The organism is Microbulbifer sp. ABF4_148, from assembly GCF_056158985.1.
Map to the genome: position 1 here is coordinate 3,140,517 of NZ_JBSWUI010000001.1, position 22,317 is coordinate 3,162,833.

Sequence of the window (22,317 nt, forward strand, 5' to 3'; positions counted from 1 at the left end):
ATCATCGAGGGCGGCGCTTTTTAATATCTATTGCCAGCCGCGCTTTCTTGCGCGGGCGACAACAGTCTTACTCGCTATCGCGGTTCAGACCACGACGAACCAATAAGGCATCCGTAGTTGGCTCCTGACCGCGGAATTTCACATAAGACTCCAGGGTCGGGCGGGAATTACCCACCTCGAGGATATTTTTACGGTACCAATCACCGTTCTCCCGCGTCAGGCCACCACGCTCACGGACGTAGGCAAAGGCATCAGCAGCCAGAATTTCACTCCACATGTAGGCGTAGTAACCGGCAGAGTAGCCACCGCCGATAGAGTGGGCGAAGTAGGTAGACTTGTAACGGGGCGGTACCGCCGCCAGATCAACACCGTGCTTCTTCAATGCCTTGGCTTCAAATGCGGCAATATCCTGAGGATCCGCATCGCCGGGCAGTGAATGCCATTCCATATCCAGCAAGGCCGCCGACATATACTCCAGCGTATCGAAGCCCATATTGAAGTTCTTGGCTTTCAGCACCTTCTCCAACAATTCCGCCGGAATGCGCTCGCCAGTCTTATAGTGGAATGCGTAATTTTCCAGCACCTCGGGCAGGCTTGCCCAGTCTTCCTCAAACGTAGATGGGAACTCTACAAAGTCACGGGAAACGTTGGTACCTGCCAGGCTCGGGAAACGTACATCGGAAAACATTCCATGAATGCCATGGCCCAGCTCATGGAACATAGTAGTCACGTGGTCAAAGCTAACCAGCGTGGGCTCACCTTCCGGACCCTTCGGGATGTTCATTACGTTGACAACTACCGGCTTCTGCTCCAGCAGGCCAGACTGGCCAACAAAGGAACTCATCCAGGCACCACCGCGCTTGCCTTCACGGGCAAAGTAGTCAGCGTAGAAAATCGCCAGGCTCTTACCGTCATGATCAAACACCTCGAATGCCTGCACATCGGGGTGATATACCGGCAGATCCGTACGCGCCTCGAAGCGGATACCGTACAGACGATTCATGGTGTAGAAGAGACCATCTTCCAGTACGCGATTAAATTCGAAGTACTCACGTACCTCACTTTCATTCATGTCGTATTTCTGCTGACGTACCTTCTCGGCATAGTAGGCCCAATCCCACGGCTGTACGGTAAAGTCACCACCTTCACTTTCGATCATCGCCTGGATATCAGCCTGCTCAGCTTTGGTGTTCTTCACCACCGCCGGCACCATAGAATTCAGCATCTCCATCACATTCTCGGAGTTTTTCGCCATGGTGTTTTTCAGCTGATACTCAGCCCAGTTTTCGTAACCGAGCAGCGCCGCTTTCTGAGCACGAATCTGCACGAGGCGCTTCACGATGGGACGGTTGTCCAGCTCGCCGGTAGTTCCCCGAGTTGCAGAGGCTTCCCAGATGCGCTGACGCAATTCGCGATTGTTCAACGACGCAAGCACTGGTTGGCGGGTAGTATTGGTAATGCTGATCAAGTACTTGTCTTCGTGACCCGCCGCTACTGCAGCTTCCGCCGCTGACTTGATCTGGCTATCAGACATCCCTTCCAGCTGACTCTTGTCATCGACAACAACTGCGATCTCTTTACCCAGCTTCAACAGATTCTGACTAAACTGGGTAGTCAGTGAGGAATGTTCTTCGTTCAAGGCGCGCAGAGTGGCCTTTTCTTCTTCAGAAAGTTTGGCCCCGGCTTTAACGAAATTATCGTAAGTCACTTCAAGCAATCGATCAGACTCTGGATCCAGCTCAAGGGCTACACGCTGGTCATACAGGGATTGCACCCGCGCGAATAAGTCTTCATTCAGGTAAATGCTATCGAAGTGGGATGCGAGCTGAGGAGCAATGTTGCTCTGAATTGCCCTACGCTTTTCGTTGCTATCGGTACCTGCGAGGTTAAAGAATACACGAGATACCCGCGTTAGCAGGCCACCGGCCTTTTCCATCGCCACGATGGTATTGGTGAAGCTGACCGGATCGCTGTTTTCGGCAATCACCTGAATTTCCTGCAAATGCTCCGCCATGCCCTGTTTAAAAGCCGGCTCAAAGTGCTCGTCCTTGATCAGGCTAAAGTCAGGCGCCTGATATTGCAGCGCGCTCCGAACCAGCAACGGATTGGCTCCTTTCGCCTGAGCAGTCAGCTCGCCAGCCGCTTGATGGCTTCCTGCCTCTAGTGCCTGAGCAGAATCAACCGAATCGTTTTTCGGGGATTCCGAGCAAGCTGCAACGGCCACAATGGCTACAGCCAGAAGAGATTTGCGCATGTTCTTCTCCAATATGCTTCTTTTTGAGAATGGAAGCCTAAAAACTCCGGTGAGAGTGTTTCCACATCTGGTGGTCAATCACCACTCAATGCGGCATCAGGCTTAAGGCAAGGCTTGGGACTTTTTACCACAGAGTAAAGAGACCACAACCACTTGTTTTTGTTCACTTTTTTTCGATCTTATTCTAAGTTTTAGCGAGGCCGGAACCGAGGGGATAGCATTGTCAGCAACCATCCCTCGCAACATCCTTCGCATCACTGAACGCATTCATCACAAAGGCAATCAAGCTCCAATTGCGACGTTTGCAACAGAAATCCCGCCCCCTTTACGGTGTCACGCAAGGCAGCTATCACTTCCGGATTCACACCGATCTCCTGCACTTTGTTACAACGTCCGCAAATCAAGAATTGAGGCGTCCTGTGGGAGTGCTCGCAGTGGATATGCGCGCAAGCGACAAACTTGTTTTCTGAATTCAGCTTATGGGCGAGATTTTGCTCAGTGAGAAAATCCAGCATGCGATATACCGACATCGCCGGTATTGGCTCACCACACTCTACCTTGTAGCGCTCTACAATTTCGTAGGCGGACAGAGGAATCTCTGCGCGCAGCAGCACACCAAGTACATTCTTGCGCTTTTCCGTTAGCCGAGCCCCGGCGTTACGGCATATTTTTTCGGCAGAATTCAGGGCCAGTTGTACATCGTCCGGCTTCATCGTTTAGTGCATCTTGAATCTGTTCGCTTTCGCTGTGAGTGTTGCGGCACCTTGCCCGTGGGGGGCTATCCATTGCACCGCAATCTTTTGCAACGCGGGAAAACGTGAAAAGAGCTGTACCATCAGGTCGTCCAGCTGGGCCAGATCATCGCATTCAAACTGATAACTCGCATAGACCGAAGAGTGCGATACCGAGTCATCATGCTGCTCTCCGGTGTGGGGCATCCTTACCGTAACTTTGTGCTCCAGGCACTTCGCGACGCCAAACTGGAACAGATCACCCGGTGTACTCAGCAGGTTAGCCGCGTCCTGAAGAAGCCCACGCTGGGCAGAGCTCTTCGGTGCGTGTTCAAAACCGACAATATTTGCCGCAGGCGATTCAAATTCGATATAGATCATTTGCGCTTGTACAGCGATATCCAGCTTTGCTTCGCCATGTACATGCGCCGATGCGTGCCTGTGAGAGTGATCATGTCCATGCTTGTGGTGTTCTTCTCCCACATCGTCATGGACATGCTGATCGCCTTGGGTTCCTTGATGATCGTCCTGGTGTGCCAACACCAGACACGGCAGCACGAGTGTGCCGAAAAGGAAATTCCTTAACTTCATTTCCGCCCTCCGGAATATCAGCCGTTAAAAGTGGCATGCATCACAGCACCTGAGAACATCGAGCCCGGTGCCGTCCGCTAATCGCCAGCAACCGGCAATTCAACTGAGCGGTCACCTGAGGCATGATCCTGCCCGACTATGTTATGACCAGATAACCTCATCGAGTCAGGCCAGCCCAAATAGAGGCTTTCACCGTCGCAATGTTACGTTATATCATATATCCAGCAAATGCCTAAAGCCATAGTGATACCAGGAGTTCCTATGCCCCAGATCAGCGAGGAAGATCTGCTACGGATGCCCGAATCGGACTATATGAATGATGTTCAGTTGGACTTCTTCCGCCGGCGTCTTCTAGAACTCAGGGAAGAAGCACTGGCGGAGATCGAAGCGGATCGCGATGCCATTGCCGCAGCAGACCTGGCAGCGGCCGATGAACTTGACCGCGCCGCAGCAGAAGAGGAAAGTCGCCAGCGCTTGCGCTTCACCCAGCGCAAATACCTGTTGCTCCGCAAGATCGAACGCACCCTCGATAAAATCGACGAGGGAGACTACGGCTACTGCGAGGTCAGTGGTGACCCGATTGGCCTGAAGCGCCTCCTGCTACGCCCTACCGCAACCCTGTCGTTTGAAGAAAAAAGCCGACAAGAACAAAAGGAACGTAATTTCCGCAAGCTCCGATAGCGCCTCGACTTTCCGGAGAAGCAAAACCTAATACGAACGTAACAATACGCGACGATTCACAGCGGGCTTAGCGGATTCCCGCAAATAATCTCCGGCAGCAGCGCCCGGCGTTGCCCGGTCTCTCATCAAACATTCAACAATAATACATTTCAGGCCCTGTATATTTGATATGACCAACTCTGAAGTCCTGGCATTATTCGACGAGTGGAATAATGCCCTGCAAACCGGCGACCCTAAACAAGTGGCCGCCCTTTACGAAACCAACGGCATCTTACTTCCTACAGTGTCGAACGAAGTTCGGCATAACCACAAGGAAATTGAAAACTACTTTACAGACTTTCTCGCAAGAGGTCCGCGCGGAAAAATAGACGAGGCAAATGTCCGCACTTTTGGCCAGCTCGCAATTAATTCCGGTATTTATACGTTTAGCTTTAACGACGGCTCAACTGTTCAGGCACGCTACACCTTTGCTTACCGCTGGAGCGGTCAGCGCTGGCTGATCATCGAGCACCACTCTTCACAGATGCCCGAGTCATCCACTTCAACACAAAAGTAAAAAATGTCTGAAGAAAACAAAATCGCTCAAAACGATGAGTTTAAAGAGAGCGAGTCTTGCTGTAGCGATACCAGCTGCTGCCCACCGCAACAGCCTGCCACTCGCGCCTTTCCGAAAATCGGCCGCAATGACCCCTGCTTATGCGGGAGTGGCCTGAAGTTTAAGAAGTGCTGCGGCAAGAACGCATAAACCAGTCCCGCGAGCGCCACTTTCTCTCGCTGCCTTCGGCTTGTGCTGAAAAAGACGGATTCCGCAGAAGCAAGAAAGCCCGCTATTTAGCGGGCTTTCTCGGTATCTTTACACGCCAACACCCCCAATGGAATAATTGACCAGGATCAATGCTCTATCGACCAATCGGGGATGCAATGCAGAAGTTATTCGCACTATTACTAACGGTATTTAGCCTTAACGTAACGGCGTTAGAGTTGGACTACCGAGTACAAATTCATACAACCGAAAATCCCCTGCCCCCTTTACTTGTGAAGGAGCAAACACTGGAATCTGCCGTCGCCCAACAATTGAAAAACTCGGTGTAACTGGCGAGCCAGTTGAGGGATCACTCACCGGCCCCACCCTTGAGATCATTGTCCACCATATCCCTGTTTCACAGGCCCCGGACCTGTCAGCCCAGTCCGTCAAAGTTATGGTAGTCACTCCGGGTAAAACGCTCGATGGCGTTTCAATGGGGGCAGGATACTTCCATCGAGAACTCGCGATATCTGAAACGACGAACGCGCATAGTGATACCGAAGCCCTCCTAGATGCGGTGCAACGCGCTGTCAGCGGTGCTGTCTTTCAGGAAAATGTGTGGGATACCGTACTCAGCCTTCCAAAACCGAAAAAATAACTGTAGAAAATTGAGCAATGGGTAGCGGAGAATAAGACAACTACCCTGACTAGGGATTGAGGGTATGTCGCAAAGCCATTCCGACAAAAGCTAAAGCAGCTGAACATCCCCGACCATTTTCGTTTTCACCAACACCCCAAGAACTTCATCAAGGCGTTCAACAAAGCATGATGTTCGCTGGAACCAACGAGAACCGGAAAGATTGTAGAAACCTAATAAAGCGGCGACGCAAACTTTGCCAAGCATCATCTGCAATAGATTACCCCCCACAGAAGCAAAGCAGACTTAAATTAAAGACACAAAAAAGCCCGCTAAAAAGCGGGCTTTTTTGAAAGATGGTCGGAGTGGCCGGATTTGAACCGACGACCACCACACCCCCAGTGTGGTGCGCTACCAGGCTGCGCTACACTCCGATTGGGAAAAAATCAGGCGCTTGGCATTCTCTAAGTGCTTGATTTTTAAGGCCTCACTTGGCGAGGAGGCGCAAATCATACATCAGTGACCGGGGAATGCAAGTCCGGATTTGCGCCGTTTCGGGGTTTTTGAAAATCAGGTTCTGAGCAGGGTCAGCACGCCTTCGAGCTCGGCAATGACCTCGGGGATCAGCAGCTTCACATCACCACTTTCTGCCTTTTCGCTGCCCGTTTCCATCTGCTGGCGAGCGCCACCGATGGTGTAACCCTCTTCGTACAGCAAAGAGCGGATCTGGCGGATCAGGATGACATCCTGGTGTTGGTAGTAGCGACGGTTACCACGGCGCTTGACGGGGCTGAGCTGCGGGAATTCCTGTTCCCAGTAGCGCAACACATGAGGCTTCACTGCACACAGCTCGCTCACCTCACCAATGGTGAAATAACGCTTGCCGGGAATGGCCGGCAATTCGCTGTTATGACTCGCTTCCAGCATCTTCTTCTACTCGTGCCTTGAGTTTTTGACCCGGCTTGAAGGTAACAACCCGCCGCGCGGAGATAGGAATCTCTTCTCCGGTCTTGGGGTTGCGCCCGGGGCGCGGACTTTTATCACGCAGGTCGAAATTGCCAAACCCGGACAGCTTGACCTGCTCATTATTCTCTAGCGCATTGCGGATTTCCTCGAAAAAGAATTCGACGATTTCCTTTGCTTCGCGCTTGTTAAAGCCCAGCTCTTCGTACAATTTTTCGGCGAGCCCGGCCTTGGTCAGTGCCTCTGACATGGTCTTTACCAAGTAATACAGAGGCGCCAGTGTCGGTTCGGAAGCGGCCCATTACCGCGGCAACTTACCACCCGGGCGCTGACGCTCTCGGGGTGCCTTAACCCGTAGTACCACCGGGTTAATCAGTCTGCACCCCGGAGCCAAGACTCCGTCAGCGCAGGCTGGCGTTATATTGTTGTTCTAACTCACGAACCACTGCATCTACCGAGTCAGTGATTTCTTCGTCATTAAGGGTGCGTGACGGATGCTGATACGTCAACCCCAAAGCGACACTTTTTCTATTGAAATCAATACCTTTGCCCTGATAGACGTCAAAAATCTTGAGGTCTGTCAGGTTCTCACCGGCGGCTGCGGCAGCACATTCAACCAAGCTGGCGGCTGGTACATCCGCATCAATCAGCAGTGCCAGGTCGCGACGTACCGCCGGGAAGCGGGAAAGCGCCTGGAAAGCCGGCAGGGCTGCGTCGCCCAATGCCTCAACACCGAGCTCGAAAACGAAGGCGGTCTTGGGCAGGTCGAGCTTCTTCTGCAGCTGCGGGTGCAGCGCACCCAGAATACCCACCTGGCGCTCACCGCGCAGGATGGCGGCACACTGGCCGGGATGCAGGGCCGGATGCTTACCCGCTACAAAGCGGAACTCGGCATCGGCATTGCAGTGGCTCAGCAGGGCCTCGACATCGGCTTTGATGTCGTAGAAGTCCACATCACCCTTGTCACCGGTCCAGTTTTCAGCGGAACGCGGGCCGTAAATAAGGCCGGCAACCATTCGCTCCTGCTGCAGCTCACCACCGTTCGGGGCAAAGCGCAGGCCGGTCTCAAACAGGCGTACACGCTCCTGCTGACGGTTCAGGTTGTATTGCAACGCCTTGCACAGGCCCGGCAGCAGCGTGGTACGCATAACCGCCAGATCCGCACTGATCGGGTTCTGCAGCGCCACTGGCGCTACCTGCGGGTCAAACAGCTCAGAGGACGACTTGTCGATAAAGCTGTAGGTAATGGCCTCGCTGTAACCGCGGGCCAGCAGGGTTTTCTCCAGCAGGGTGCTGTCGAGATCGCTCTCGTCCGCCGGCAGGATTTCCAGTGCGGCCTCGAAGGAGACGCTCGGCAGGCGGTTGTAGCCATACACTCGGGCCAGCTCTTCAAGCAGATCGGCCTCGATGCCCAGGTCGAAACGGAAGCTCGGCGCCAGGAAGACCCAGCCTTCGGCGGTTTCTTCGAGCATTTCCAGACCCAGACGGGTGATGATGTCGACGATCTCATCGTCGGCCATGGCGATACCCAGGCCACTCTCTACCTTGGCGCGGCGCAGGGTAATGCGGCGCTCGGCAGGTACCAGCTCGCTCAATTCACGCACATGGACCGGACCCGGCTCGCCACCCACGATATCCAGCAACAGCTGGGTAGCGCGCTCGACGGCGGTTTCCTGCAGGCGATAGTCCACGCCGCGCTCGAAACGATGGGAGGAATCAGTGTGCAGGCCGTAGGAACGGGCCTTGCCGGCTATCGCCAGCGGATTGAAGAAGGCGCTCTCGAGGAAGATGTCACGGGTCTCGCCGGTAACGGCAGAATCCAGGCCACCCATAATGCCGGCCATGGCCAGCGGCTTCTGCTCATCGGTGATCAGCAGCGTGCCTTCATTCAGGGTTACTTCCTGCCCGTCCAGCAGGGTCAGCTGCTCGCCCTGCTCCGCCAGGCGCACCTTGATGCCACCCTCGAGCTTGTTCAGGTCGAACGCGTGCATGGGCTGGCCCAGTTCGAGCAGCACATAATTGGTCACGTCGACCACCGGATCGATGCTGCGCAGGCCAGCACGACGCAGGCGTTCCTGCATCCACAGCGGGGTTGCAGCACTCACATCAATGTTGCGGATCACCCGGCCGACATAGCGCGGACAGGCCTCTTCTGCGGCCAGGGTGACCGGCAGGCTGTCTTCAATCTGTGCGGGCACCTCGGCAATGTCCGGGCCCTGCACGGCGCAGCGGTTCAGTACACCCACTTCGCGGGCAATACCGGCCACGCCCAGGCAGTCTGAGCGGTTCGGGGTCAGATCGACTTCGATGGCCACGTCGTCGAGCTGCAGATAGTCACGCAGATCGGAACCAGTCGGGGCGTCGGCAGGCAGCTCCCAGATGCCGTCGCTGTCGTCACCCAGCTCCAGTTCGGTCTGGGCACACAGCATGCCGAAACTCTCGACACCGCGCAGCTTGGCTTTCTTGATTTTGAAGTCGCCGGGCAGCTTGGCACCGACCAGCGCAAATGGAATTTTGATCCCAACGCGGGCATTGGGCGCGCCGCAGACTACCTGCATCTCGCCTTCCGGATGCCCCTGCACTTTACACACGCGCAGCTTGTCGGCGTCCGGGTGCTGTTCGCACTCGACAATTTCGCCCACAACCACACCGGAGAATTCACCGGCGACGGGTTCGATGCCGTCTACTTCCAGTCCGGCCATGGTGACCTGGTCAGCGAGTTCCTGCGGGGTCAGCTGCGGGTTAACCCATTCACGCAGCCATGCATTGCTGAATTTCATAGTTGTTCTCTAACTCGAATCTGTTCGTTTCTGTTCTGGTTTCGATACGCGACGCTGCAGTTAAAACTGCTTGAGGAATCTCAGGTCGTTGTCGAAGAACAGCCGCAGGTCTTTTACGCCGTAGCGCAGCATGGCGAGGCGTTCCACACCCATACCGAAAGCGAAACCGGAGTATTCGTCGCTGTCGATATTGCAGGAAGCAAATACGTTCGGGTGCACCATGCCGCAACCACCCACTTCCAGCCAACCCGTGCCGGAACACACGCGACAGCCTTCACCACCACAGGCGGTGCACTGGATATCCATCTCGGCAGACGGCTCGGTGAACGGGAAGTAAGACGGACGGAAACGCACCGGCACATCCGCCTCAAAGAAGGCTTTCAGGAACTGGTCCACGCAGCCCTTCAGGTGCGCGAAGCTCACGCCCTTGTCCACTACCAGGCCTTCGACCTGGTGGAACATCGGGGAGTGGGTCATATCGGAATCGCAACGATACACACGGCCCGGGCAGATGATGCGGATCGGCGGCGCAGCCTTCTCCATGGTGCGGATCTGCACCGGAGAGGTGTGGGTACGCAGCACCGTGGAGGGATCGATATAGAAGGTATCGTGCATCGCGCGCGCCGGGTGGTGCGCGGGGATATTGAGGGCTTCAAAATTGTGGTAGTCGTCCTCGATCTCGGGACCCTCTTCCACCGAGAAACCGAGGCGGACAAACAGTTTTTCAATGCGGCGCAGGGTGCGGGTCACCGGGTGCGCATTGCCCTGGGTCTCACCGCGGCCCGGCAGGGTCACGTCGATGGTCTCGGCGGCCAGCTTGGCGTTGATGGCGGCTTCTTCCAGCGCGGCGCGACGGGCGTTGATCTTTTCCTGAACCTGCTGCTTGGCTTCATTGATGCGCGCGCCGGCGGCCGGGCGCTCTTCGGCAGACAGTTTGCCCAGGCCTTTCAGCAGAGCGGTCAGGTGCCCTTTTTTACCGAGGTAATCCACGCGCACCTGGTCGAGTGCGGCCAGGTCTTCGGCCTTTTCCACCAGGCCGATCGCCTGTTCGGTCAGGGACTGCAAGTCTTGCATTGAATCGTTTCCGTTTGACATCGTTTTTCTTCGCGGGGGCCAACTGGCTTACCCGGGACCAACCCCTACTCCGAATGGATTGGGGCGGGCCATTTTATCTCGCGGCGGATGGCACTGGGGTGACTCCGCTTAAAAAAATGGGGAAGGGCCATGACAGCCCTTCCCCACTCTTTGTTCAGTCTTTCAACTGAGACGCAACTTAAGCTGCGAGGGCTGCCTTCGCTTTTTCAACTACGGCAGCAAAAGCGGCTTTGTCGTATACAGCCAGGTCAGCCAGGACGCGACGGTCCAGGGCGATCTCAGCCTTTTTCAGGCCGGCGATCAGACGGCTGTAGCTCAGACCTTCAGCACGGGACTGGGCATTGATACGAGTGATCCACAGGGCGCGGAAGTTACGCTTCTTAACGCGACGGTCGCGGTAAGCGTACTGGCCGGCCTTGATGACCGCCTGCTTGGCTACGCGGAATACGCGGGAACGCGCACCGTAGTAACCTTTAGCCTGCTTCAAAATTTTCTTGTGACGACGACGCGCCTCTACACCACGTTTTACACGGGCCATAACTCTATCCTCTTAAAACTGTTAGCGGTGTGCCAATTACTTGGCGCGCAGCATACGATCGACCAGGGTGGCATCAGACTTGTTCATGGTCTGGGTGCCGCGCAGCTGACGCTTACGCTTGGTGGTCATTTTGGTGAGGATATGGCTCTTGTTCGCGTGCTTGTGCTTGTAGCCCGCAGCCGTCTTTTTGAAGCGCTTGGCGGCGCCACTATGCGTTTTTGCTTTCGGCATTTTTTACTCCATTGATGAAAATTGTCTGCTTGCGCAGACCTGCGTTTACTGCTGCCGGGCGAACCCGGTAGCGCGATGGGAGTGAGAAGGCAGCCGTCGCCCGATCACTTCCCAGAAGAGGCTCGGCGGTTACCCGCCGGGACTCACTTCTTCTTTTTCAGCGGGGCAATCACCATCATCATCTGGCGACCTTCCATTTTCGGTCGCTGCTCGACGGTGCCCAGCTCTTCGAGATCTTTCTCAATACGCTGCATCATTTCCATGCCCAGCTCCTGGTGGGCCATTTCACGGCCACGGAAGCGCAGGGAAACTTTTGCCTTGTCACCCGCTTCGAGGAAGCGAGTCAGGTTGCGCAGCTTGATTTGATAGTCACCGATATCAGTACCGGGACGGAACTTCATCTCTTTAATCTGTTGCTGCTTCTGCTTTTTCTTGGCAGCGTTCTTGGCCTTCTTGGCTTCGAATACGTGCTTGCCGTAGTCCATGATCTTGCAGACCACGGGGTCGGAGTCAGGCGAAATTTCAACGAGATCCAGACTGGCTTCCTGAGCCATTTTCAGGGCGTCATCCAGGGAAACAATGCCTACCTGCTCGCCATCGGCACCGATCAAGCGCAACTGCGCCACTTCAATCTGGTCATTAATCCGGGCCTTCTTGGAACGCCCCTTGCTCTCTCGTTTAATAGCTATCTTCTCCGTCTACCCAATAAAAAGCAGCGCCAGGACCAGCTCGGTGCGCCCTGGCGGCAGCGTTGTCGCCTTTACTCTTGTGACTGGAACTTGTTAATCAGTCTTCAATAGAGTTACGGCCGCGACGTCCCACATCCTGGGAAAGGATCTCAAGGAATGACTCATACGTCATGGTTCCGAGATCCTCACCACTCCGGGTGCGTACGGCGACCGTCTGGCTTTCTACTTCCTTATCGCCGATTACCAGCAGATAAGGGACACGCTGAAGCGTGTGCTCGCGGATTTTAAAGCCGATTTTCTCGTTTCTCAAGTCGGCAGCCGCTCGGAAGCCCTCAGCACCCAACTTCTCCTCCAGATCACGACAATAGTCGGACTGGCGGTCGGTGATATTCAGCACCGCAACCTGCTGGGGAGCCAGCCAGGTGGGGAACGCGCCCTCGTAGTGCTCAATCAGGATACCGATAAAGCGCTCGAAGGAACCCAGGGTCGCACGGTGCAACATGACCGGGGTCTGGCGCGAGCCATCTTCCGCCACGAACTGAGCGTCCAGGCGACCCGGCATGGAGAAGTCGACCTGAATGGTGCCACACTGCCAAACCCGGCCCAGACAATCCTTCAGGGAGAATTCGATCTTCGGCCCATAGAAGGCACCCTCACCGGGCAGCTCTTCCCATGGTAGACCAGCCTCATCGAGGGCCTGCGCCAGGGCTTTCTCGGCCTTGTCCCAGCTCTCGTCGGAACCCACCCGCTGCTCGGGGCGGGTAGACAGGCGATAAATCACGTCTTCGAAGCCGAAATCCTTGTACACCGAGTGCAGCAGATCCATAAATTCGGACACTTCCGACTGGATCTGGTCTTCGGTACAGAAGATATGACCGTCATCCTGCACGAAACCGCGCACGCGCATCAGGCCATGCAAAGAGCCGGACGGCTCGCTGCGGTGACAGGAGCCGAACTCCGCCAGACGCAGGGGCAGATCACGGTAGCTGCGCAAGCCCTGGTTGAACACCTGCACGTGGCACGGGCAGTTCATGGGCTTGATGGCAAACTTCCGCTCCTCGCTCTCGAGGGTGAACATGTCGTCGCCAAACTTGTCGGCGTGACCGGACTTCTGCCACAGGGAGAAGTCCACCATCTGCGGGGTCTTGATCTCTTTGTAGCCGGCAACACGCTGGCGCTCGCGCATGTACTGCTCAACGGTGCTGTACACGGTCCAGCCATTGGGGTGCCAGAACACCATGCCGGGCGCCTCTTCCTGAATATGGAACAGGTCGAATTTCTTGGCCAGCTTGCGGTGATCGCGCTTTTCCGCCTCTTCGATGCGACGCAGGTAAGCCTTGAGCTCTTTTTTGTTGGCCCAGGCGGTACCGTATACACGGGTCAGCATTTCGTTGTTGGCATCGCCACGCCAGTAGGCACCCGCCACCTTGGTCAGCTTGAAGGCTTTCAGCTTGCCAGTGGACGGCACGTGCGGGCCGCGACACAGATCTTCGAAGTCGCCCTGCTTGTACAGGGAGATATCTTCATTGGTGGGGATACTGGCGATAATCTCAGCCTTGTAGGCCTCACCCATGTCATTGAAGTATTTCACAGCGTCGTCGCGCGGCATCAGGCGGCGAGAAACCGGAATATCTTCCTTGGCGAGCTCTTCCATCCGCTTCTCGATCTTCTCGAGATCTTCCGGCGTAAACTGGCGCTCGTAGGCAAAGTCGTAATAGAAGCCGTCTTCGATCACCGGGCCGATGGTGACCTGGGCACCGGGGTACAGCTGCTTGACCGCCTGGGCCAGCAGGTGCGCGGTGGAGTGACGGATAACTTCCAAACCTTCTGGCTGGCGCTCGGTAATAATGGCGAGCTCAGCGTCCTGCTCGATAACGAAGCTGGTATCGACTTCTTTACCGTCTACCACACCCGCAAGCGCAGCTTTGGCGAGACCGGGACCAATATCCGCAGCAACGTCAAATACAGAAACAGCATTGGAAAATTCGCGACGGGAACCGTCAGGGAGAGTGACAACAGGCATTGTACTTCCTTCTATCAGTGGCGATCCCTACCAAAGACCGCATGATTACCTGCCCTGCTCTGATTGCCAGGGCAGCTGACCCTTCGTGGGCCTGTAAGAACCCAGCGCATAGCGCCAGGGGAGAAAATGGTAGACCCGAGCAGATTTGAACTGCTGACCTCTGCCATGTCAAGGCAGCGCTCTAACCAACTGAGCTACGGGTCTAGAACTTTGCAACCGGGGTGCCCCGTGCTGCAGAGGACGCGAACTTTAGCACCGTGATTCTGGCATTTCAACACACGAAGCGAGATTTTTTCCCGTGGGATAACAATGACTTACTGGCGCAGCGATCTACACACACTTTGTAAAGTATACTTGACACAAACTGCGTATTACCCCTATTGTTCATGTCAAGCAAGCTTTACAAAACAAAACACAGGAGTGTCGACATGAACAAAATCTTAAAAGCCCTCTGCGGACCGCAACTGCGCGACAGCGACAACCGCAATGAACGACAGGTACTCAAGTGGGGCGTCGCCTGGGTATTGTCACTGGCAGCAGCGGGCATCCCTGCCCGACTGGGGCTCTTCGACAGCGCCTGGATGACGCTCGCCGCAACCGTATTCAATCTGGTGTTCGCGTTGGGATTTTTGCGCGCCTACAAGAATTTCATCACCGGGGCCGATGAACTGGAGCGCAAGATTCAACTGGAGGCCCTGGCCCTGGCCTGTGGCGGCGGACTGCTCGTCTTTTCCGGCAGCACCATTCTATTCGCCGGTGGACTCATCCCGCAGCCCGGCGCCACCCTGCTGCTGGCCGCCCTGGGCATCAGCTACACCGCTGGTATTGTGCAGGCACGGCTACGCTACGCATGAAAAATCAGATAAAGGCTCTGCGCGCCGAGCGCAGCTGGACACAGGCCAATCTGGCGGAACTGCTCGACGTATCGCGCCAGACGATCAACGCCATCGAGACCGGCAAGTTTGATCCCAGCTTGCCGCTGGCATTCAAAATTGCGCGGCTCTTCGAAAAATCAATTGAAGAAATCTTCGAGGACTGAGCGTGGTATCGATGGGGGCTAGGCGATCAGCCCTGCCCCCCAAAGCGGCAACACACCAAACAGGGCGAGCAACAAGCCGGTAACCAGAATGATGACGCCGACCTGCATCAATCGCAGCGCCTTGCGCGCGCGAAGAAATGCCCGGGCACCGAGACTGCGCACTTCCGCGTGACTGGCCTGAGAATACCGACCACTGAGCACCCAGCTGAACAGCGACAAGGTCGCGCCAAGGTCGACAAAGGAAAACCCTGCGGGACGCCCCAGTCGTTGCCAGGCCTCCTCATCATGCTGCTCCAACGCCCGTGCCAGGGGCACGTTTCCGACATTGAGCAGCCCCATCGTAAACAGTGCCGCTCCGAACAATGCCAACCACATGAAACCTTACCGCCTTGCAGACTGCCTTATTTCAGTATGGGTCAAGGGCGACTGTTTTTTTCGATAACAACCAACTGCCCGGTCACGGAGACTACCCGTGACAGGTGGCGCTTCTGGTCAGTGCGGCGAAGAGCGACGTTCAACGAAAGCAGAAGTGTGTGTACTATGCGCTAACGCACTCTATCTATCGGAGTGTCGAGCGTTACCATAGCCAATCAAGGACAACCGGTGCACGTCACCCGCACACTTTCGATCACACGCGATCAATCAGGGATTTTATTGGCACTGGGCGCAGCAGCCCTGTTTTCGCTGAAAGCGATTTTTGTGAAGCTTGCCTATCGATACGAGGTCGATGTTGAGACCTTCATCCTGTTGCGCATGACCCTGGCACTGCCCTTTTATCTCGCAGTACTGGCACACATCCTGATTCGAGATCAGTGGGTTCCGGTACCTGTAGCAACCTGGGTAAAGGTTTCGCTACTGGGCGTCTGTAGTTATTACGTTGCCAGCTATCTCGACTTACAGGGGTTGCGCTATATCACCGCGAACTTCGCTCGGTTGATTCTCTACCTGTACCCAACACTGGTATTACTGCTGGGATTCCTGTTTTTAGGAAGACGCCCCACGGCCCGGGAGCTGCTCTGCGTGTTCGGTGCTTATGCCGGCATCCTGCTGATTTACTGGCGAGACCAGGACTTTAGTACCGGTATCGCCGTACCGGACTGGGTCACCGTTTCACCGGTGACCTGGGGTGCGCTGCTGGCTTTTGGCAGCGCCCTCAGTTTCGCCATTTTTGTGACCTTCAGTGAAAGAATCATCCGCCAGCTGGGTAGCCAACAATTCACTGTCATGGCAATGTGCGCTGCGAGCGCGGCGATCATGGTGCACTTCACCCTGCAGGGCGACTTCGCACGACTGGAGCAACCCTGGCAGGTTTACGGCTATGCGCTCATCGTCGCATTTGCCTGCACCGTTGCCCCGACATTACTGATGAGTGAAGCCATCGAGCGGATTGGCTCCGCCGGTACCGGCGCGATCAGCAGTATCGGACCCGTGTTTACCCTGATCACCGCGGCGTGGATTCTCGATGAGTCATTTGGGCTCTACCACATCGTGGGTATGGTCATCATCATTGGCAGCCTCAGCCTGTTGAGGCGCCCCAAAAACAACAAGGAGTAACTATGATCGGCTACGTGACACTCGGCAGTAACGACATTCCCAAAGCGGCTGCGTTTTATGATGCCCTGCTGGCAGAGATTGGCGCGCATCGCATGATGGATAGCGAAGGACTCGTCGTTTGGGCGGTTGCACCCGATAAACCCGCACTCGGTGTGATCAAGCCTTTCGACGGCAACCCCGCCACAGTGGGCAACGGCAACATGGTGGCCCTGGCAGTCAACAGCAAGGAAATGGTGGAAAAGCTCCACGCGAAAGCACTGGAGCTGGGGGGCAAGGATGAGGGCGCTGCCGGGCCGCGTGGTGAGAACGACCAGTTTTACTGCGGCTACTTTCGCGACCTGGACGGCAACAAGCTCAATGTCATTTATATGGGCGGCTAACCTGCCGCACACGCCACCGGGGCTGCCGCCAACCCAGCTTGAAGGCGCGGCGTCACCGGCAAACAAAGGGCGCCAGATGGCGCCCTTTTTCATTTCTCAGCGGCACCTCGACCGGGCTACGCACTTTCCTTCAGCTTGGTAATCTCATCGCGCAGCTTCGCCGCGGCCTCGAACTCCAGGTTCTTGGCATGGTTATACATCTGCTCTTCGAGGGACTCGATGCGCGCCCAACGCTGCTTCTCAGATAATGGCTCGGCACTGTACTCCGCCTTGCCTTCGGCAACCTTGCGTCGCCCTTTTTTGGGCACACCCGGGGCAATCGCCCCTTCCATAATATCGGCAACACTCTTGCGGATTCCCTTGGGCGTAATCCCATGCTCTTCGTTGTAAGCCAGCTGCTTGTCACGGCGCCGCTGGGTTTCGTCCAGGGCCCGCCGCATGGAATCCGTCACTTTATCCGCGTAGAGGATGGCACGACCATGCAGGTTTCGTGCAGCGCGACCGATCGTCTGGATCAATGAGCGATCTGAACGCAGGAAACCTTCTTTATCGGCATCGAAAATTGCCACCAGGGCCACTTCCGGCATATCCAGGCCTTCCCGAAGCAGGTTAATACCTACCAGCACATCAAACTCACCGATGCGCAGATCCCGGATAATCTCCACCCGCTCCACCGTATCGATATCGGAATGCAGGTAACGCACGCGCACACCGCTTTCGTTCAGGTACTCGGTCAGGTCTTCTGCCATGCGTTTGGTCAGCACGGTAATCAGCACCCGCTGATCCGCGTCCACACAACGATGGATTTCCGACAAGGCATCATCCACCTGAGTGGAGGCGGGACGCACTTCAACCTCCGGATCCACCAGACCGGTAGGACGCACTACCTGCTCCACGACGGCACCGGCGTGCTCCTGTTCGTAGGGTCCGGGTGTCGCCGAAACGAAAACCGTCTGAGGGGACAGGTGCTCCCACTCCTCGAATTTCAGCGGGCGGTTGTCCAGTGCTGAGGGCAAGCGGAACCCATACTCCACCAACGTTTCCTTGCGTGAGCGATCGCCGCGGTACATGCCGCCAACCTGCGGCACAGTCACGTGACTCTCATCGATAAACAACAGCGAATCGTGCGGCAGATAGTCAAACAGTGTGGGCGGAGGTTGCCCCGGATCCCGCCCGGACAGGTAGCGCGAATAGTTTTCCACGCCGGTGCAGTAGCCGAGCTCCTGCATCATCTCCAGATCGTACTTGGTGCGCTGCTCCAGTCGCTGCGCTTCTACCAGCTTGTCATGATCCCTCAGCTGCTTGAGACGGTCCTGCAGCTCGTCCTTGATCTGGTCGATGGCCTTGACGATGGTGTCCCGCGGCGTGACATAGTGGGACTTGGGGAAGATAGTGACCCGGGGCACTTTCTTCAGTACCTCACCGGTGAGCGGGTCAAACAGGGAGATATCCTCGATCTCCTCGTCGAAGAGCGACAGGCGCACGGCCTCCAGATCGGAGTCCGCCGGATAGATGTCGATGATATCGCCGCGCACGCGATAGGTGGCCCTGCGGAAATCCGCATCGTTGCGGGTGTACTGCAGCTCCGCCAGGCGACGCAGGACGGAACGCTGGTCGATGATGTCACCCCGGTCCAGGTGCAACACCATCTTCAGGTACTTGTCGGGATCGCCCAAACCGTAAATGGCAGACACGGTGGCCACCACGATGACATCGCGACGCTCGATCAACGCCTTGGTGGCGGACAGTCGCATCTGCTCGATGTGCTCATTGACCGAGGCGTCCTTCTCAATAAAGGTATCCGACGAAGGAACATAGGCCTCGGGCTGGTAGTAGTCGTAATAAGAGACGAAGTACTCCACCGCATTCTTGGGAAAAAATTCTCGGAACTCGCCGTACAACTGCGCTGCCAGCGTCTTGTTGTGCGCCATGACGATCGCCGGGCGCTGCAGGCGCTCGACAATATTCGCCATGGTGAAAGTCTTGCCGGACCCGGTCACACCCAGCAGGGTCTGATGGCTCAAGCCGTCCTCAATCCCCTCGACCAGTGCGTCGATGGCGCCAGGCTGGTCGCCGGCGGGCTCATACTTACTCGCTACTTTAAACGGACGCGACTCCATAACCTTCCCAATACTCCAGTCTCGATGCGTGGCACATTGTAGGCCTTCGCCAGAGCCCACAACAATTCTACCGAGTCGCGGAATGCGGTTTTGGCGCGCAAAGAAGCAGATTGCCGCCTTTTTGCTCAACTCGGGAGAAAAATGAAAATACCGGCAAATCAACAACTTAAAAGTGAAAAAAAGGGGTTGACCAACCGAAACCCCCTCTATAAGATACGCGCCATCTGAACGGCAACAGCCGCTAAGAAATTCCGCCTTAGCTCAGTTGGTAGAGCAAATGACTGTTAATCATTGGGTCGCTGGTTCGAGCCCAGCAGGCGGAGCCAAATAGCAAAAAGGCCCCTAGCGCAAGCTAGGGGCCTTTTTCATTTCCGGGATCCAAATTGCCCAGTGGTCCATACGGAAAGTTTTGCAACAAAGCAGCACAGCCAAGGTGTTCATATCAAGACGAGGAAGCACAGGAATAGCGATTCCAGTTCAAGCTTTCTCAGCGCAGAGCTGGGCAAGCTAGTGAAGCGAACTGTTACATCATTTTCCGCATGAACCACTAGCGGTAGTTACCCGGCACATCCGGTGTCTCAGCTTCCTGCGCATCCAGGCGAATCACCACCCGATCAAGCTTGCCTGTAAACGGGAACGGATCCTTGTAGGATTTGGATACCTGAGTGCCGGTATCCCGCCCCACATCAAAGGTCTCTGCCAGCGAATAGGTACTGATATGCATCAGCGGCATATCGACTTCCGCTACCTTTTCACCATTAATCAATAACGCCCCGGTACCGCCATAGTCTTTGGTTTTGGTAAAGACGAACTTCACATCCACCTTGCCAGTGCCAACGGGAGGCGACTCGAGTACATAATGCACCCCGTCGAGATAGTTGTAGTCGTAGATGACTTTGCCATCCTTCAGGAACAACGAGAATCCACCGGTCATCCCGCCGACCGCCATGATCACCCCTTCCTCGCCGCCTTGTAGATCCAGTGTCGTCTCGATCGTGTGGCTCCTGTTTTTCACCGGGGCAGATGACTTCTCCGCAATCCGTACGGCGCCCGGCCAAAAATAGACAAACTCGGTCTTGTCGCCAAACAAACGATCCTGCTGCTTGGCCAGCCGCGCGATCATATCGTCATAGAGCGGATAGACATTATATTTCCACGCCTCTTCATCGAATGCCTTGATCAAAGCCTTGAGCTTCTCGGGGTGCTGGTCGGCGAGATTGGTGGATTCAGAAAAGTCCTCTGCGACGTGGTAGAGCTCCCACTGGTCCTGGTCAAACGGCAGGGTCACCGCCAGATCCCAGGGCATCCGGTTGGCATGCAGGGTCACAGCCTTCCAGCCATCCTCCCAAATTGCACGGTTACCGAACATTTCGTAATACTGGCGCTTTTTGCGATTGGGCGCATCTGCGTCGTTAAATGCGTATCGCATCGACACGCCATCCATCGGCTGTTGCGGTACGCCATGGTATTCCGCCGGCACTTCCAGTCCGGCAACATCGAGAATGGTCGGCGCAATATCGCTGATATGGTGGTACTGGTTGCGAATCTCTCCTTTGGCCTGAATCCCTTTGGGCCAGTGCACCACCAATGCATCGTGCTGACCGCCGCGGTGTTCGCTCTGCTTGAAGTAGCGGAAGGGTGTGTTACCTGCCATCGCCCAGCCCGCATGGTAATGCGGGTAGGTGGTCTCGGTACCCCACGCGTCGATCTGGCGCAGGCTCGACTCAAATGGTGTCTGCAATCCATTGAGCACATAGGTCTCATTAAAGGTACCGGCCAAACCGCCCTCGCCGCTGGCTCCGTTGTCCGCCGTAACAAAAATCAGCGTATTATCCAGCTCGCCGATACGCTCCAGCTCATCGATCACGCGGCCAATCTGCAAATCCACCCATTCCATCTGCGCCGCGAAGACTTCCATCTGTCGTGCGTAGAGCCGTTTCTCATCCGCATTCAACGAATCCCAAGCTGGAATATCATCAATCCGCTCAGTCAGCTTCGTGTCCGGCGGGACGACACCCAGCGCCTTCTGGCGCGCGAGGATTTTCTCCCGCGCGACGTCCCAGCCCTCATCAAACTTGCCCTTATATTTATTGATATGGCTGTCTGGCGCATGATGCGGTGAGTGCATCGACCCCGACGCCCAGAGCATCATAAACGGCAAATCCGGCTTGATGGACTTGTGTCCGGTAATCCACTCGATGGCACGATCTGCAAGATCCTGATCGAGATGCACCGACTTGCGATAGGGCTCCGGGGTGTGGTCGTTCCACATGACGGGCACGAACTGGTGCACATCCGCCGCCATAAAGGTATAGGCATGCTGGAAACCCTCCCCGCTGGGCCAGCGATCAAATGGACCGACCTGAGACACCTCGTACAGCGGCGTATGGTCCCACTTCCCCAACGCGTAGTTGATATAACCGGCATCCTGCAGGTAGTTTGCCACCGACTTCGCCGAGTCCGGCATGATCGCGTTATAGCCGGGGAATCCCATGGCGGTCAGCGCATGACTGCCAAGCCCGATGGAATGCGGGTTGCGCCCCGCCATCAGAGAAGCGCGAGACGGCGAGCACAGGGCTGTGGTATGGAAGTTGTTGAAGCGGAGACCATTTTCTGCAAGCCGATCGATATTGGGTGTTTCGATCAAGCCACCAAAACTGCCGACCTGTGCAAACCCCACATCATCCAATAGAAAGATAATGACATTGGGAGAGCCCGCCGCCGGCACCTTTTCTTCAGGCCACCATTCTTTCGAATCCTGGTAACGCTCCGCGATGACGCCGCCAAATCCTTCGACAGTTTTTTGCTTGATGCCATCGACGACTTTGATTTCGCTGCTCGCGCCAACACCCTGCTCTACTTGCTTGTCCGCTTCAGCGACCACTTCAGCGTTCGAACCTGACGCGATAGCAAGCTGATCGTCCGCACCCTGATCCCGCTCGCAGGCGCTCATCAGCGCCACAGACCCGGTCAGTAACATAGACACAGAAAAATTACGCCAATCCATTGACTCTCCTCCGGATATCGGGATGCCGCCCAATCAGTACCCGAAAATTCTAGTCAATCGAAAGCTGTAGCTCGGAGAACAATAAGAAAACCATCAAAAGATGGCCTGAAGAGGAAGCCACATGATCGGGGTGATCGATAAAAGGTTCGGAGGAAACGCGGTTGCGATCTGAGGAAAAACCAATAGCGCCACATTCAGACAAACGGAATGGGCGCGCCTTGATTCGAGAATTGCCCTGAGAGCAGGAAAAGAAAGCAAG

The 22,317-nt window shown here is 55.8% G+C and carries 21 protein-coding genes and 3 tRNA genes; 8 read left to right on the top strand and 16 right to left on the bottom strand.

Going from position 1 to position 22,317, the window contains the following annotated elements; translation table 11 throughout:
* Positions 1–67: 67 nt before the first annotated feature.
* The 3 genes from ACXAD0_RS13855 to ACXAD0_RS13865 form a co-directional block, all read right to left on the bottom strand.
* Complete coding sequence (locus ACXAD0_RS13855) at positions 68–2,254, bottom strand: M3 family metallopeptidase (RefSeq protein WP_475089093.1); 2,187 nt, start codon at positions 2,252–2,254, stop codon at positions 68–70.
* A 254-nt stretch (positions 2,255–2,508) separates the two neighbouring features.
* Positions 2,509–2,967, bottom strand: coding sequence for a Fur family transcriptional regulator (locus ACXAD0_RS13860; RefSeq protein ID WP_475089094.1), 459 nt, complete (start codon positions 2,965–2,967; stop codon positions 2,509–2,511).
* A 3-nt stretch (positions 2,968–2,970) separates the two neighbouring features.
* Complete coding sequence (locus tag ACXAD0_RS13865; RefSeq protein WP_475089095.1) at positions 2,971–3,576, bottom strand: ZrgA family zinc uptake protein; 606 nt, start codon at positions 3,574–3,576, stop codon at positions 2,971–2,973.
* A 261-nt stretch (positions 3,577–3,837) separates the two neighbouring features.
* Between ACXAD0_RS13865 and ACXAD0_RS13870 the strand changes: the two genes are divergently transcribed.
* The 3 genes from ACXAD0_RS13870 (at position 3,838) to ACXAD0_RS13880 (ending at position 5,002) form a co-directional block, all read left to right on the top strand.
* A complete protein-coding gene (locus ACXAD0_RS13870; RefSeq protein WP_475089096.1) occupies positions 3,838–4,257 on the top strand; it encodes a TraR/DksA family transcriptional regulator in 420 nt (139 codons plus the stop codon).
* Positions 4,258–4,426: 169 nt separating this feature from the next.
* A complete protein-coding gene (locus tag ACXAD0_RS13875; RefSeq protein ID WP_475089098.1) occupies positions 4,427–4,813 on the top strand; it encodes an SgcJ/EcaC family oxidoreductase in 387 nt (128 codons plus the stop codon).
* Between the two features lie 3 nt (positions 4,814–4,816).
* Positions 4,817–5,002: an SEC-C metal-binding domain-containing protein gene (locus tag ACXAD0_RS13880; protein ID WP_475089099.1), complete on the top strand. Its 186-nt coding sequence runs from the start codon at positions 4,817–4,819 to the stop codon at positions 5,000–5,002.
* Positions 5,003–5,996: 994 nt separating this feature from the next.
* Here ACXAD0_RS13880 and ACXAD0_RS13885 read toward each other — a convergent pair.
* The 10 genes from ACXAD0_RS13885 to ACXAD0_RS13930 all read right to left on the bottom strand — a co-directional run bounded on the left by ACXAD0_RS13885 (position 5,997) and on the right by ACXAD0_RS13930 (position 14,162).
* Positions 5,997–6,073, bottom strand: a tRNA-Pro gene (locus tag ACXAD0_RS13885).
* A 136-nt stretch (positions 6,074–6,209) separates the two neighbouring features.
* On the bottom strand, positions 6,210–6,566 hold the full coding sequence (locus ACXAD0_RS13890) for a MerR family transcriptional regulator (RefSeq protein WP_475089100.1): 357 nt from the start codon (positions 6,564–6,566) through the stop codon (positions 6,210–6,212).
* The gene (gene ihfA, locus ACXAD0_RS13895; protein WP_475089101.1) at positions 6,547–6,852 is read right to left on the bottom strand and encodes an integration host factor subunit alpha; all 306 of its coding nucleotides are present in this window, start codon (positions 6,850–6,852) and stop codon (positions 6,547–6,549) included. The genes ACXAD0_RS13890 and ihfA overlap by 20 nt, the downstream gene beginning before the upstream one ends.
* Before the next feature lie 151 nt (positions 6,853–7,003).
* Positions 7,004–9,382, bottom strand: coding sequence for a phenylalanine--tRNA ligase subunit beta (pheT, locus tag ACXAD0_RS13900; RefSeq protein ID WP_475089102.1), 2,379 nt, complete (start codon positions 9,380–9,382; stop codon positions 7,004–7,006).
* Between the two features lie 60 nt (positions 9,383–9,442).
* A complete protein-coding gene (gene pheS, locus ACXAD0_RS13905) occupies positions 9,443–10,456 on the bottom strand; it encodes a phenylalanine--tRNA ligase subunit alpha (RefSeq protein ID WP_475089103.1) in 1,014 nt (337 codons plus the stop codon).
* Positions 10,457–10,655: 199 nt separating this feature from the next.
* Entirely contained in the window at positions 10,656–11,015 is a 360-nt protein-coding gene (gene rplT, locus ACXAD0_RS13910) for a 50S ribosomal protein L20 (RefSeq protein WP_252082363.1), read from the bottom strand.
* A gap of 36 nt (positions 11,016–11,051) precedes the next feature.
* Positions 11,052–11,246: a 50S ribosomal protein L35 gene (rpmI, locus tag ACXAD0_RS13915; RefSeq protein WP_073271300.1), complete on the bottom strand. Its 195-nt coding sequence runs from the start codon at positions 11,244–11,246 to the stop codon at positions 11,052–11,054.
* Positions 11,247–11,389: 143 nt separating this feature from the next.
* On the bottom strand, positions 11,390–11,935 hold the full coding sequence (gene infC, locus ACXAD0_RS13920; protein WP_475090392.1) for a translation initiation factor IF-3: 546 nt from the start codon (positions 11,933–11,935) through the stop codon (positions 11,390–11,392).
* A 97-nt stretch (positions 11,936–12,032) separates the two neighbouring features.
* On the bottom strand, positions 12,033–13,958 hold the full coding sequence (thrS, locus tag ACXAD0_RS13925; RefSeq protein WP_475089104.1) for a threonine--tRNA ligase: 1,926 nt from the start codon (positions 13,956–13,958) through the stop codon (positions 12,033–12,035).
* A 127-nt stretch (positions 13,959–14,085) separates the two neighbouring features.
* A tRNA-Val gene (locus tag ACXAD0_RS13930) sits at positions 14,086–14,162 on the bottom strand.
* A gap of 224 nt (positions 14,163–14,386) precedes the next feature.
* Here ACXAD0_RS13930 and ACXAD0_RS13935 point away from each other — a divergent pair.
* Complete coding sequence (locus ACXAD0_RS13935) at positions 14,387–14,812, top strand: hypothetical protein (RefSeq protein WP_475089105.1); 426 nt, start codon at positions 14,387–14,389, stop codon at positions 14,810–14,812.
* Positions 14,809–14,997, top strand: a complete 189-nt coding sequence (locus tag ACXAD0_RS13940; protein ID WP_475089106.1) for a helix-turn-helix transcriptional regulator — start codon at positions 14,809–14,811, stop codon at positions 14,995–14,997. Before ACXAD0_RS13935 ends, ACXAD0_RS13940 begins: the two co-directional genes overlap by 4 nt.
* Positions 14,998–15,015: 18 nt before the next feature.
* On the opposite strand, the gene ACXAD0_RS13945 is transcribed toward ACXAD0_RS13940, so the two are convergent.
* On the bottom strand, positions 15,016–15,372 hold the full coding sequence (locus ACXAD0_RS13945) for a hypothetical protein (RefSeq protein ID WP_475089107.1): 357 nt from the start codon (positions 15,370–15,372) through the stop codon (positions 15,016–15,018).
* 279 nt (positions 15,373–15,651) lie between these two features.
* On the opposite strand from ACXAD0_RS13945, the gene ACXAD0_RS13950 reads away from it, so the two are divergent.
* Together ACXAD0_RS13950 and ACXAD0_RS13955 are read left to right on the top strand one after the other, a co-directional pair.
* Entirely contained in the window at positions 15,652–16,551 is a 900-nt protein-coding gene (locus tag ACXAD0_RS13950; protein WP_475089109.1) for a DMT family transporter, read from the top strand.
* A gap of 2 nt (positions 16,552–16,553) precedes the next feature.
* Positions 16,554–16,931, top strand: a complete 378-nt coding sequence (locus ACXAD0_RS13955; RefSeq protein WP_475089111.1) for a VOC family protein — start codon at positions 16,554–16,556, stop codon at positions 16,929–16,931.
* 116 nt (positions 16,932–17,047) lie between these two features.
* Here the strand turns inward: ACXAD0_RS13955 and uvrB are convergent, their stop codons facing one another.
* Complete coding sequence (gene uvrB / locus ACXAD0_RS13960; RefSeq protein WP_475089112.1) at positions 17,048–19,051, bottom strand: excinuclease ABC subunit UvrB; 2,004 nt, start codon at positions 19,049–19,051, stop codon at positions 17,048–17,050.
* A gap of 250 nt (positions 19,052–19,301) precedes the next feature.
* Here uvrB and ACXAD0_RS13965 point away from each other — a divergent pair.
* Positions 19,302–19,377, top strand: a tRNA-Asn gene (locus tag ACXAD0_RS13965).
* A gap of 221 nt (positions 19,378–19,598) precedes the next feature.
* Here the strand turns inward: ACXAD0_RS13965 and ACXAD0_RS13970 are convergent.
* Positions 19,599–22,058, bottom strand: coding sequence for an arylsulfatase (locus ACXAD0_RS13970; RefSeq protein WP_475089113.1), 2,460 nt, complete (start codon positions 22,056–22,058; stop codon positions 19,599–19,601).
* Between the last annotated feature and the right edge of the window lie 259 nt (positions 22,059–22,317).